This window comes from Denitromonas ohlonensis (genome assembly GCF_007625205.1).
GTDB classification, from domain to species: domain Bacteria; phylum Pseudomonadota; class Gammaproteobacteria; order Burkholderiales; family Rhodocyclaceae; genus Nitrogeniibacter; species Nitrogeniibacter ohlonensis.
Genome location: NZ_VMNI01000029.1, coordinates 15,762 through 26,629, shown reverse-complemented (window position 1 = coordinate 26,629; position 10,868 = coordinate 15,762). Strand labels below are relative to the sequence as shown.

Here is a 10,868-nt window from a genome sequence, read left to right as displayed (position 1 = left end):
GCGCAGGGCGACGGTGACCTTGACGCCGGAGTCGTTCAGGTTCTGGGCGTGGGCGTGGCCCTGGGAGCCGTAGCCGACGATGGTGACCTTCTTGCCCTTGATCAGGGAGAGGTCGGCGTCCTTGTCGTAATAAACTTTCATGATGGTCCTTTCAGATGCGGAATCGCGTTGGCGGCCGCCATGATAACCGGCCGGCCGCGGGGTCGCAAAAACTGTGCGGGGTCAGAGCTTCAGGATACGGTCGCCGCGGCCAATGCCGACGATACCGGAGCGTACCGTTTCGAGAATCAGGGTGGTGTCGATGGCACCGATAAACGAATCGAGCTTGGTCTGGTTGCCGGTCAATTCGATGATGTAGCTGGAGTCGGTGGCGTCGATGATGCGGCCGCGGAAGATGTCCGCCATGCGCTTCATTTCTTCCCGATCCTTGCCGGTGGCGCGCACCTTGATCAGCATGAGTTCGCGCTCGACGTGGGCCGACTCGGAGATGTCGACCACCTTGACCACGTCCACCAGCTTGTTCAGCTGCTTGGTGATCTGCTCGATGATGTCGTCCGAGCCGGAGGTGACGATGGTCATGCGCGACAGCGAGGCATCCTCGGTGGGCGCGACGGTGAGCGACTCGATGTTGTAGCCGCGTGCCGAGAACAGGCCGGAAACCCGTGACAGGGCGCCCGATTCGTTCTCGATCAACAGTGCGATGACGTGACGCATGGTGTTCCCTCGTTGGGAGAGTGTTGAAGAGCCGCTTGTGTTGCCGTACGAATTGCCGGAGGCCGGCATCCGCTGTCGCTGGCACCGGTGAGTGCCGACGACGGCCCGACATCGGTGAATGCCGGGCCCCGCATCAATCAAGCCGCGTTACAGATCCTCGGCCGACAGAATCATCTCGGTCAGCCCCTTGCCGCCCTGGACCATCGGATAGACGTTTTCGGTCTGGTCGATCTGGAAGTCCAGGAAGACGAGGTCGTTCTTGCGTGAGAAGGCTTCGCGCAGCGCGCCTTCGACGTCGGCCGGGCGATCGACCCGGATGCCGATGTGACCGTAGGCTTCGGCCAGTTTGGCAAAGTCGGGCAGCGAATCCATGTAGGACTCGGAGTAGCGTCCGCCGTGGAACAGCTCCTGCCACTGGCGCACCATGCCCAGATAGCGGTTGTTCAGGTTGCAGATCTTGATCGGCAGGCGGAACTGCTTGCAGGTCGACAGCTCCTGGATGTTCATCTGGATCGAGGCTTCGCCGGTCACGCAGGCGACCTGCGCGTCGGGGTGGGCCAGCTGGGCGCCCATGGCGTAGGGCATGCCGACGCCCATCGTGCCCAGACCGCCGGAGTTGAGCCAGCGGCGTGGCTTGTCGAATTTGTAGTACTGGGCGGCCCACATCTGGTGCTGGCCGACGTCGGAGGTGATGAAGGCGTCGCCGCCGGTCACTTCCCATAGTTTTTCGACCACGTACTGCGGCTTGATGATCTCGTCCGAGTTCTTGTACTTCATGCAGTCACGGCTGCGCCACTCGTCGATCTGGCGCCACCAGGTGGCCAGCGACGCGGTGTCCTGCTCGTGCTTGCTGTCGTCGAGCAGGCGGGCGAGCTCTTCGAGCACTTCCTTGACGTCGCCGACGATGGGCACGTCGACCTTCACGCGCTTGGAGATGGACGAGGGGTCGATGTCGATATGGATGATCTTGCGCGGCTCGGCGGCGAAGTGCGCCGGGTCACCGATCACGCGGTCATCGAAGCGGGCACCGACAGCCAGCAGCACGTCGGAGAAGTGCATCGACATGTTGGCTTCGTAGGTGCCGTGCATGCCCGGCATGCCGAGGTATTGCTTGTCGGTGGCCGGATAGCCGCCCAGACCCATCAAGGTGTTGGTGATCGGCATGCCCAGCTTGCGCACCAGCTGGGTCAGCGGTGCGGCGGCGTCGGACAGGATCACGCCACCGCCGGTGTAAATCATCGGGCGCTTGGCTTCGAGCAGCAGCTTGAGGGCTTTTTTGATCTGGCCCTGGTGGCCTTTGACCACCGGGTTGTACGAGCGCATCTCGACCGATTTCGGGTAGTGATACTCGGCGCTCTGGGCGGAGACATCCTTGGGGATGTCCACCAGCACCGGGCCCGGACGGCCGGTCTTGGCCAGATGGAAGGCTTTTTTGATGGTCGAGGCGATATCAGCCGCGTCCTTGACCAGGAAGTTGTGTTTGACACAGGGGCGGGTAATGCCCACGGTGTCGACTTCCTGGAAGGCATCCTGGCCGATCGCGGCAGTTGGCACCTGGCCGCTGATGATCACCATCGGAATCGAGTCGCAGTAGGCCGTGGCGATGCCGGTGACGGCATTGGTCGCCCCCGGGCCGGAGGTCACCAGCGCAACGCCGACGGTCTCCGTCGAGCGCGCATAGGCGTCGGCCGCATGGATGGCAGCTTGCTCGTGGCGTACCAGGATGTGACGTACCTTTTCTTGCTGGAACAGCGCGTCATAAATAAAAAGCACTGCACCGCCAGGATAGCCGAACACATAGTCGACCTTTTCTTCCTGCAGGCACCTGATTACAATTTCCGCCCCAGTCAAGACCATTACTGCCCCTAATTCTCTGTATTTGCGTGGGAAACCCGTAACAGTACGCATCGGGTTGAGGCAGGTCAAGCCTATCTTGTGCGTAGCACAACGCGCTGCAAAGCCATGGCGCAACGAGGATTCCCCCTGGATTCAGCGACTCAACTGAACGTTTTTCTGGCCGGCGTGGAACGCCACGCCTTTCGGCATGCGATGCTCGCGCTGCGCAACGAGGCGGGAGCGCTCGATGCGGTCCAGGAAGCAATGATGCGGCTGGCGACCAAATACGCCGATCGCAGCGCCGACGAATGGCCGCCCTTGTTTCAGCGCATCCTGCAAAACGTGATCCGCGACATGCTGCGTCGGCAGAAGGTGCGGCAGCTGTGGGTGTCGATGTGGTCGGGCTTTGGCGGCAAGGATGCCGAGGAGGCAGACGACCCGCTCGACACCCTGGTGGCCGCCGATGACAGCAATTTCAATCTCTCGCCGGAAACCCTGGTCGGGCGGGAGGAGACCCTGGCGCTGATCGAGGCCGAACTGGCGCGTTTGCCAACACGTCAACGTGAGGCATTCTTGCTGCGTTACTGGGAAGATATGAGTACGGCAGAGACCGCAGCCGCGATGGGCTGCTCCGAGGGCAGTGTGAAAACCCATTGCTCCCGTGCAACCCACACCCTGGCGGCGGCACTCCGGGCAAAAGGAATCAGCTTATGAACGACGAAGCGAGCGAAGCACGGCTGGGCCGGCGCATTGGCGGCCTGCTCAGTCAGCGCAATGCGCAGCTTGGGCCGGATACACGCGCCGCGCTGGCCGACGCACGTCGGCAGGCGGTGGCGGCGGCCAGAGAACGGCATTTCGGCGGGTTTCATTTACCGCGGACCGGGATGTCCTGGTGGGCCGGCGCCAAGCCGGCGGCGGCAGCCGTGCTGGTGTTGGGCCTGCTGTTTGCCGGAGACTATGTGAATACGGCGCGGACGCAGGCGGTGCAGGGCGAGGTGGAAACCGCGCTGCTCGCCGACGACCTCCCGATTGACGCCTATCTTGATCAAGGATTTCGTGCATGGCTGCTGGCCGAATCGTCCTCTTCGCGTTCCTGAGCGTGTTCACTTCGCTGGCCCTGGCGGGCAACGAGTGGCGAGAACTCAGCCGCGAGCAGCAACGCGCGTTGTCGCCGCTGGCCGGACAATGGCAGTCGCTGGATGCCAGGTCGAGAGACCGCTGGCTGCGCATGACCGACCGCTTCGACCAGCTCACCCCGGAGGAGCAGTCCCGGGTGCAGGGACGCATGCGTAACTGGTCGAGTCTGTCGCCCAATGAGCGCGCAAAAGCGGTGGATCAATACCGGGCGCTGCGCCGCATTCCGCCCGAACAACGCGAGGCACTGCAACAGCGCTGGCAGGAATACCAGGAGCTGTCGCCCGAAGCGCGCGAGCGGGCCCGAAAAGACTCACGCAAAGACCGCAAGTCAAAGAAAGACAAGGACCGCAATTGACCGATCGCCCTCAAGTCGAACTGGCCGGCCTGCGCCGACGCCTGGCCGCGCTGGTGTATGAAGCCCTGTTGCTGGTCGGCGTGCTGGCCTTGCTTTATCTCATCCCGCATCTGATTTACGGCGTGGTTTTTGAAGACGCGGCGGCCGGGTGGTTCAGCTGGCTGCACATTGTCATCGTGCTCGGCACCTACTTTTTGTTCTACTGGTGTCGCAGTGGCCAGACCCTGGCCATGCAGACCTGGCGGCTTCGGCTGGTGACGGCCGAGGAGGGCAAACCCGTGCCGTTCCGGCAGGGCCTGCTGCGCTATGCGCTGGCCTGGCCCTCGGTGTGCCTGTTGGGGGCCGGCCTGTGGTGGGCGCTGATCGACCGAGATCGCCAGTTCGCGCACGACCGACTGGCGCGGACCGCGATCATTTTGCTGCCCGCGGGCGAGAAAATGGGCGCCTGATTTCGCGACAGATTCCTTGTTTTGAAGCCTTTCGGCAGCTATAGTCCGGCCGCGGTCTGCGTTACCGCTTGAGCTGTCCCGGGCCTGCGTGCCCACCGTAAGTCGAGGTGTGATGGATCGCGCCCCGACGGTTGAAAACAAGGAATCCACCATGATGCAGTTGTCGATGCGTCGCGCCATGTTGCGCGCGCTCACCGCTGCCGGTCTCGCTTTTGCGTTGCCGGCAAGCCCCGTGTTTGCGGCCGATACCCTCCGCGTGTCTGCCATCCCCGACGAATCGCCGACCGAATTGCAGCGCAAGTTCGCACCGCTGGGCGCCTATCTCGAGCAGCAGATCGGCATGCCGGTCAAGTTCGTGCCGGTCACCGACTACGCCGCCGTGGTCGAGGCGCTGGGCGCGGGCAAGGTTGATCTCGCCTGGCTGGGCGGCTTCACCTATGTGCAGGCCAAGTTGCGCACCAATGGCACCGCTGTGCCCCTGGTGCAGCGCGAAGAAGACGCCCGCTTCACCTCCAAATTCATCACCGCCAGCGACGACATCAAGACCTTCGCCGACCTCAAGGGCAAGCGCTTTGCCTTCGGTTCGCCGTCGTCCACCTCCGGCCACCTGATGCCGCGTTTCTTCCTGGGCAAGGAAGGCATCGCACCCGACTCCGACTTCGCCAACATTGCCTTCTCCGGCGCGCATGACGCCACCGCCGCCTTCGTCGCCGCTGGCAAGGTCGACGCCGGTGCGCTCAACGCCTCGGTGTGGGACAAGCTCGTGGCGAGCGGCAAGGTCGATACCACCAAGGTGCGCGTGTTCGCCACCACGCCGCCGTATTTCGACTACAACTGGACGGTGCGCGGCGATCTCGATGCCGCCCTGCAGGCCAAGCTCAAGGCCGCCTTCCTGGCGCTGGATCCGGCCAAGCCGGAACACAAGGCCATTCTTGATCTGCAACGTGCCGCACGTTTCATCCCGACCGAGTCGGCCAACTACGACGGCATCGAATCCGCTGCCCGCGCGGCCGGTCTGCTCAAGTAATTCGGGATGATCTCGCTCGCGGCACTCAGCGTCGCCTACGCCGACGGCCGGCGCGCGCTCGACGATCTGGACCTGTCGATCGCGCCCGGCGAGCGGGTGGCCTTGATCGGTCCCTCCGGCGCCGGCAAGACCACCTTGCTGCGGGTGATCGGCGCCAGCTTGCGGCCGACGACAGGGGCCGTCCGGCTCGACGGCGTCGACCCGTGGTCGCTGAGCGGTCGCCAGCTGAAAGGCCTGCGTGCGCGCATCGGCAAGATGCACCAGGCCCCGCCGATCCCGCCGCGTCAGCGTGTGATCACGGCCGTGCTGGCCGGGCGCCTGGGGCAATGGCCGCTGTGGCGCGCCGTGGCCTCGCTGGTCTATCCGCTGGATATCGCCGGCGCCCGCGCCGTGCTCGAGCCGCTCGGTCTGGCCGAGCGCCTGTTCGACCGTTGTGATCAGCTCTCGGGCGGGCAGCTGCAACGCGTGGCGCTGGCGCGGCTGTTCTATCAGCAACCGGAAATCGTGCTGGCCGATGAGCCCGTTTCGGCGCTCGACCCGGCGCTGGCCCGGTCGGTGGCGGTGGCGCTCAATGAAGATGCCAAACGGCGCGGCGTGACCCTTATCGCCAGTCTGCATGCGGTGGATCTGGCGCTGTCGGAGTTCTCGCGCGTCATCGGCCTGCGCGAGGGGCGTATCGTTTTCGATCGTCCGGCCGCGCAGGTGCTCACCGCTGACATTGATGCGCTGTATGCCGGCGCGCCGCATGCTGGCGCTCATGACACGCCAGACCAGCGCGTGCCGTCTGCCAGGCCGCGGCTGACGCGTTGCGCATGAGCGTCTCGCAGCACGACCCGGCCGCCCGCGGTCGGGCCACCGCGCTGGTGGTGGCCGTGTGCGTGCTGTGGCCTTTGCTGCAGGTCGCACAGTTTGATTTGGCGGTTTTGTTCGACACTGGCAACCTCGCCACGCTCGGCGGCTTTCTCGGCACCTTCCTCCCGCCCGCGACCGACGCGGATTTTCTCGGCTACCTGGCCTCCGCCACGTTGGACACCCTCGCCATCGCCACCATCGGCATCGCGCTCGCCATGCTGATTGCCGTGCCGCTGGCGCTGTTGTCGACCCGTAGCCTGTCGATTGGCCGGCTCGATGGCCGCCTGCGCCCGGTGTCGGAAGCGATTCGTGTGCTCGCCCGCGCTCTCACGCTGGTGCTGCGCGGCGTGCCCGAGCTGGTGTGGGCGCTGGTGTTCGTGCGCATTTTTGGCCTCGGCCCGGCCGCCGGCGTGGCTGCGCTGGCCATTACCTATGGCGGCATGCTGGCCAAGGTGTACTCTGAAATTCTCGAGTCCAGTGATCTGTCGCCGACCCGCGCCTTGCTGGCCGCGGGCAGCGGCCGGCTCGTCGCGCTGGGCTACGGCCTGCTGCCGGTGGCTTCGGATGAGCTGGTGTCCTACACCGTCTATCGCTGGGAGTGCGCAGTGCGCGCCTCGGTGGTGATGGGCTTCGTGGGCGCCGGCGGGCTGGGGCAGTTGATGGACCAGTCGATGAAGATGCTCAACGGCGGCGAGGCCTGCAGCATTCTGATCACCTTTTTGCTGCTGGTGATGGCGGCCGATGCCCTGAGCGCGTGGCTGCGCCGGCAGGTACGCTGATGCGACCGGTGATGCCGCGTCGCCGACTGATGCTGACCGCGCTGGTGCTGACGGCGGTGGCGGCCAGTGTGTGGCGGCTCGATCTGATATCCGCCTTTGCCGAAGGGCAGGACAGTCTGGGCGAATTGCTCGGTTTCCTGCAGCGCTTCGCGGCACCAGACACGTCACCGGCTTTTCTGGCCAAGGTCGGGCAGGGCGCCATCGAGACCTTGGCCATCTCCTTGATCGGCACCTTGCTCGCCGTGCTCGGCGGCGTCGCGCTGGCGTTGCCGGCCAGCGGTCGCTTCGGCCGGCTCAGCCAGATCGTGTCTCGTTTTATCTTGAATCTGCTGCGCTCGGTGCCTGAGCTGGTATGGGCCACGCTCACCGTGCTCGCCGCCGGCCTTGGTCCCTTCGCCGGCACGCTGGCCCTAGCCTTGCATACCACGGGCGTGCTCGGCCGACTCTATGCCGAGGCGCTGGAAAACGCGCCCCCCGCGCCCGAAGCCGCACTGCGCGGTGCCGGCAGCGGGGCGGCCGCGGCGTTTTTGTATGGCACCTTGCCGGCGGTCGCTCCGCAGTGGGTCGCCTACGGTCTGTATCGCTGGGAAATGAACATCCGCATGGCGGCCATCCTCGGCTTTGTCGGCGCGGGCGGTCTCGGTGCGCAACTCTATTACGCGCTGTCGCTGTTCCACGAGGCGCAGGCGGCCACGCTGATTGTGGCCATGTTGTTGCTGTCGCTGGCGGTCGATGCGCTCAGTGGCTGGTTGCGGCGGCGCTTGGTCGTGGCGTGAGTCCGGTCGTGACGGGGCTTTAAGCCACCCCCATTCAGAGGGCACAATGAGGCTCCTCAACCGGAGACTCGCCATGGCTATCCAGCCCTTTCATCTTGCGTTTCCTGTCGACGACCTCGATACCACGCGAAGCTTTTATGCCAACGTGCTCGGCTGCCCCGAGGGGCGCTCGTCGGATCACTGGATCGACTTCGACCTCTTCGGCCATCAGATCGTCGCCCATCTCGCGCCGGGCCGCGGTGGCCGCCAGGCGAGCAATGCGGTGGATGGCGACGATGTGCCGGTGCCGCATTTTGGCGTGGTGCTGGCAATGCCCGACTTCGACGCGCTGGCGGCGCGACTGAAGGCGGCAGGCGTGCGCTTCGTCATCGAGCCGCATATCCGTTTTGCCGGTCTGCCCGGCGAGCAGGCGACCATGTTCTTCCTCGATCCGTCCGGCAACGCGCTGGAGTTCAAGGCCTTTGCGGACATCGGGCGCTTGTTCGCCAAGCAGTGATTGAGGTGTCGGCTAGGTAAAAAAACGGCCACCGCGAGCGGTGGCCGTCCACGTCGTACGTGATGTGCTTACTGCGGCGGGCGTAACTCGGGCGGCAGCGGCTTGCGGCGGTAGCCGTCGCCGGGGGGGTAGTTGGCGGCTAGGTAGTCGAAGATCTTCCGCTCCATTTCGGGCTCAAACTGCCACAAACCCTGGGTGGCCTGCATCCAGCGGATGATGCTCTCCCAGGTTTTGCGCGATCCGCGCTGGGCAGTGACCAGCTTGGACGAGTGACACACTGTGCACTGCGCTTTGACCAGCTCCCAGTCGGGCGCGATGATGAAGCCCGATTCGGGGTCGACGTCTTTGGCCGCCGCGCTCAGACTCAGGCTACACAGCGCGGCGAGCACCGTTTTTTTGAGAATCGTGTTCATCGCTCATACCGCCTTCACCGCAACGCGATGACATGCGTTGTTGAGGTAGCCGCGCGGGTTCCAGCCCGGCATGACCATCGGCTGTGAGCGCCCGGTGCTGTCAACCGCGCGCGCCCAGATCTCGAAGTAGCCAATGCTCGGCAGCGTGACGTCGGCCGACCAGTGCTGCCAGGCGATCGGGTTGGCGGGCCGTTCCAGACTGGCTTTTTGCCAGGTCGCGCCAAAGTCGATGGACACCAGCACCTCATCGACGTCGAGATCGCCTGCCCAGGCATGCCCGCGGATCGAAAGCGGTTTGTTCTGGGGATGCACGATGCCGGATTCGGGGAAGGTGATCAGCGATTTGACCGGCATCGAGCCGATGACGCACATGTTCTCGGCGGCGACTTCGGCGCCTGGTGCCACCGGCGTGCACGGCACACGATACGACTGACCGGTCATTTTCGGGCCGTCGTGCTCCTTGTTGCGGATCACGATCTTCTTCAGCCACTTGCCCGAAGTCGAGCCCGGCCAGCCGCCGGCGACCAGACGCAGGGGGTGACCATTGAGTGCCGGGATGTCTTCGCCGTTCATGGCCCAGGCGATCAGGGTTTCGTCGCGCAGGGCTTTTTCCATGGGCACGCCGCGTGAAATCACGACCTTGTCTGGGTCGCCACTCAAGTGCGTGTCGGCACCGTAGTAGCCGACATAGACCGCGTCATCCTTGATGCCACAGGCCTTGAGCACGTCGCGCAGGCGCACGCCGGTGAAGGTCGGGCAGGCGATCGCGCCCACCACCCACTGGTTGCCTTTGGCCGGCGGGTTGAACTCGCTGCGCCCGTTGCCGCCGCATTCGATCTGCAACTGATAGGTGTGATGCTCGAAGCGTTCTTTGAGCTGCGCGATCGTGAACGTCATTGGATTGACGCAGGACTCGCCGGCGATCTCCAGTGTCCACGTGGCCGGATCGACCGACGATTCGACCGGCGGGATGCCGTTGTTGCGTACGAACATGCGGTGCGCCGGCGTGATCTTGTCGTCCAGCAGATGCGCCGGGGTTTCGGCGTTGATGGGGCGGTCGTTGTGGACGATGAGGCCATCGCGACCGGGGATCACGAAGGGCTCCGGCGAGGCGGCGAGCGCTGCGGGTATCAGACCGCCGGGCATTTTTTCCCAGAACGGAATGTGCGCGCCGACTGCTGCAGTCATGGCGAGCAAACCGGTTTTCTTGAGAAAGCCGCGGCGACTGGTGCTGTCCACCTTGCGGCCCCACAATAACCAGTCAGCCTGCTGCGGATCTTGAGCGTAAAGCTCGTGGATGCCGCGCTCTTGTTTCTTTTTTGTCATTATGTGTTCTCCAAACGCTGTTGGGGGGTGTTGCACTCGCAGGCTAGAACGGCCAGCTATTCCGGTCAATGCAAACTGAGTGCAAAAACTGGCTGTGATGTATTGGTCCAGTGGGTTGTTGGTTGTGTTTTTAAGTTGCTGTTTATTAAAGATAGTTCTCGTTTTGTGTTTTGCCGAGGATCGATTGGAGATGCGCTCATGAAACCCGCTGAACATCCCTCCGCCCTACGCATCGGCAGGCTTCTGAATGAGGCCGGCGTTGATACACAGGTTGTCGAGTTCGAACACCCCACACGCACTAGCGCCGAAGCCGCAGCGGCCATCGGTTGCTCGATCGCTGAGATAGCGAAATCCATCGTGTTCCGTGGTGAAAGCAGTGGCCTGGCCGTGATCGTGGTGGCCAGTGGTGATAATCGCGTCAGTGAAGCGAAGGTGTCCGAGGCGGTCGGCGAAGCGCTGGCCCGCGCCGGTGCCGATTTCGTTCGCAGCGCCACCGGCTATGCCATCGGCGGCGTGGCGCCGCTGGGCCATGCGCAGCCAGTGAAATTGTTGCTGGATGAAGATCTGCAGCGCTTCGAGACCGTGTGGGCGGCGGCGGGGACGCCGTTTTCGGTATTCGCCTTGCGACCGGCGCTCTTGCCGGCGCTGACGGGCGCGGATTGGGCGGATATCCGTGTCTAGGTTTTTTCAGGCGACTGAGCACATCGA

At 64.2% G+C, this 10,868-nt stretch carries 14 protein-coding genes and 1 pseudogene; 10 read left to right on the top strand and 5 right to left on the bottom strand.

Translation table 11 applies throughout. From position 1 onward, the window contains the following. The 3 genes and pseudogenes from FHP89_RS20250 to FHP89_RS20240 form a co-directional block, all read right to left on the bottom strand. Nucleotides 1–141, bottom strand: a pseudogene (locus FHP89_RS20250) (ketol-acid reductoisomerase); the annotation flags it as partial. 81 nt (nucleotides 142–222) lie between these two features. Then, a complete protein-coding gene (gene ilvN / locus FHP89_RS20245) occupies nucleotides 223–714 on the bottom strand; it encodes an acetolactate synthase small subunit (protein WP_144179726.1) in 492 nt (163 codons plus the stop codon). Between the two features lie 147 nt (nucleotides 715–861). Further along, nucleotides 862–2,571 carry an acetolactate synthase 3 catalytic subunit gene (locus FHP89_RS20240; RefSeq protein ID WP_144179725.1) on the bottom strand — a complete coding sequence of 570 codons (1,710 nt, stop codon included), beginning with the start codon at nucleotides 2,569–2,571 and terminating at the stop codon, nucleotides 862–864. Between the two features lie 105 nt (nucleotides 2,572–2,676). Between FHP89_RS20240 and FHP89_RS20235 the strand changes: the two genes are divergently transcribed. From FHP89_RS20235 to FHP89_RS20195, 9 genes are all read left to right on the top strand, one after another. Continuing rightward, nucleotides 2,677–3,264, top strand: a complete 588-nt coding sequence (locus tag FHP89_RS20235) for an RNA polymerase sigma factor (protein ID WP_144179724.1) — start codon at nucleotides 2,677–2,679, stop codon at nucleotides 3,262–3,264. Further along, nucleotides 3,261–3,647 carry a DUF3619 family protein gene (locus FHP89_RS20230; protein WP_144179723.1) on the top strand — a complete coding sequence of 129 codons (387 nt, stop codon included), beginning with the start codon at nucleotides 3,261–3,263 and terminating at the stop codon, nucleotides 3,645–3,647. The genes FHP89_RS20235 and FHP89_RS20230 overlap by 4 nt, the downstream gene beginning before the upstream one ends. Further along, the gene (locus FHP89_RS20225; protein WP_144179722.1) at nucleotides 3,611–4,042 is read left to right on the top strand and encodes a DUF3106 domain-containing protein; all 432 of its coding nucleotides are present in this window, start codon (nucleotides 3,611–3,613) and stop codon (nucleotides 4,040–4,042) included. The genes FHP89_RS20230 and FHP89_RS20225 overlap by 37 nt, the downstream gene beginning before the upstream one ends. Next, nucleotides 4,039–4,491: an RDD family protein gene (locus tag FHP89_RS20220; protein WP_144179721.1), complete on the top strand. Its 453-nt coding sequence runs from the start codon at nucleotides 4,039–4,041 to the stop codon at nucleotides 4,489–4,491. The genes FHP89_RS20225 and FHP89_RS20220 overlap by 4 nt, the downstream gene beginning before the upstream one ends. Before the next feature lie 112 nt (nucleotides 4,492–4,603). After that, nucleotides 4,604–5,518 carry a putative selenate ABC transporter substrate-binding protein gene (locus FHP89_RS20215; RefSeq protein ID WP_260851692.1) on the top strand — a complete coding sequence of 305 codons (915 nt, stop codon included), beginning with the start codon at nucleotides 4,604–4,606 and terminating at the stop codon, nucleotides 5,516–5,518. A 6-nt stretch (nucleotides 5,519–5,524) separates the two neighbouring features. Continuing rightward, nucleotides 5,525–6,334, top strand: coding sequence for a phosphonate ABC transporter ATP-binding protein (locus FHP89_RS20210; RefSeq protein WP_144179720.1), 810 nt, complete (start codon nucleotides 5,525–5,527; stop codon nucleotides 6,332–6,334). Further along, nucleotides 6,331–7,149 carry a PhnE/PtxC family ABC transporter permease gene (locus FHP89_RS20205; protein ID WP_144179719.1) on the top strand — a complete coding sequence of 273 codons (819 nt, stop codon included), beginning with the start codon at nucleotides 6,331–6,333 and terminating at the stop codon, nucleotides 7,147–7,149. The genes FHP89_RS20210 and FHP89_RS20205 overlap by 4 nt, the downstream gene beginning before the upstream one ends. Nucleotides 7,150–7,160: 11 nt before the next feature. Continuing rightward, a complete protein-coding gene (gene phnE, locus FHP89_RS20200; RefSeq protein WP_144179718.1) occupies nucleotides 7,161–7,925 on the top strand; it encodes a phosphonate ABC transporter, permease protein PhnE in 765 nt (254 codons plus the stop codon). A gap of 73 nt (nucleotides 7,926–7,998) precedes the next feature. Beyond that, a complete protein-coding gene (locus tag FHP89_RS20195; RefSeq protein WP_186300411.1) occupies nucleotides 7,999–8,421 on the top strand; it encodes a VOC family protein in 423 nt (140 codons plus the stop codon). 68 nt (nucleotides 8,422–8,489) lie between these two features. On the opposite strand, the gene FHP89_RS20190 is transcribed toward FHP89_RS20195, so the two are convergent. Further along, nucleotides 8,490–8,834 (bottom strand): hypothetical protein, encoded by a 345-nt coding sequence (locus tag FHP89_RS20190; protein WP_144179717.1) that lies wholly within the window; start codon nucleotides 8,832–8,834, stop codon nucleotides 8,490–8,492. Nucleotides 8,835–8,837: 3 nt separating this feature from the next. Beyond that, the gene (locus tag FHP89_RS20185) at nucleotides 8,838–10,160 is read right to left on the bottom strand and encodes a sulfite oxidase (protein ID WP_144179716.1); all 1,323 of its coding nucleotides are present in this window, start codon (nucleotides 10,158–10,160) and stop codon (nucleotides 8,838–8,840) included. On the opposite strand from FHP89_RS20185, the gene FHP89_RS20180 reads away from it, so the two are divergent. Beyond that, nucleotides 10,128–10,841, top strand: coding sequence for a YbaK/EbsC family protein (locus tag FHP89_RS20180; RefSeq protein WP_260851691.1), 714 nt, complete (start codon nucleotides 10,128–10,130; stop codon nucleotides 10,839–10,841). The two genes, FHP89_RS20185 and FHP89_RS20180, sit on opposite strands and share 33 nt — an antisense overlap. Nucleotides 10,842–10,868 lie beyond the last annotated feature (27 nt).

Bases quoted from the DNA above. Each gene is read 5' to 3' on its own strand.
- ilvN (WP_144179726.1), bottom strand. From the start codon at position 714: ATGCGTCACGTCATCGCACTGTTGATCGAGAACGAATCGGGCGCCCTG.
- FHP89_RS20240 (WP_144179725.1), bottom strand. From the start codon at position 2,571: ATGGTCTTGACTGGGGCGGAAATTGTAATCAGGTGCCTGCAGGAAGAA.
- FHP89_RS20235 (WP_144179724.1), top strand. From the start codon at position 2,677: ATGGCGCAACGAGGATTCCCCCTGGATTCAGCGACTCAACTGAACGTT.
- FHP89_RS20230 (WP_144179723.1), top strand. From the start codon at position 3,261: ATGAACGACGAAGCGAGCGAAGCACGGCTGGGCCGGCGCATTGGCGGC.
- FHP89_RS20225 (WP_144179722.1), top strand. From the start codon at position 3,611: ATGGCTGCTGGCCGAATCGTCCTCTTCGCGTTCCTGAGCGTGTTCACT.
- FHP89_RS20215 (WP_260851692.1), top strand. From the start codon at position 4,604: ATGGATCGCGCCCCGACGGTTGAAAACAAGGAATCCACCATGATGCAG.
- FHP89_RS20210 (WP_144179720.1), top strand. From the start codon at position 5,525: ATGATCTCGCTCGCGGCACTCAGCGTCGCCTACGCCGACGGCCGGCGC.
- FHP89_RS20205 (WP_144179719.1), top strand. From the start codon at position 6,331: ATGAGCGTCTCGCAGCACGACCCGGCCGCCCGCGGTCGGGCCACCGCG.
- phnE (WP_144179718.1), top strand. From the start codon at position 7,161: ATGCCGCGTCGCCGACTGATGCTGACCGCGCTGGTGCTGACGGCGGTG.
- FHP89_RS20195 (WP_186300411.1), top strand. From the start codon at position 7,999: ATGGCTATCCAGCCCTTTCATCTTGCGTTTCCTGTCGACGACCTCGAT.
- FHP89_RS20190 (WP_144179717.1), bottom strand. From the start codon at position 8,834: ATGAACACGATTCTCAAAAAAACGGTGCTCGCCGCGCTGTGTAGCCTG.
- FHP89_RS20185 (WP_144179716.1), bottom strand. From the start codon at position 10,160: ATGACAAAAAAGAAACAAGAGCGCGGCATCCACGAGCTTTACGCTCAA.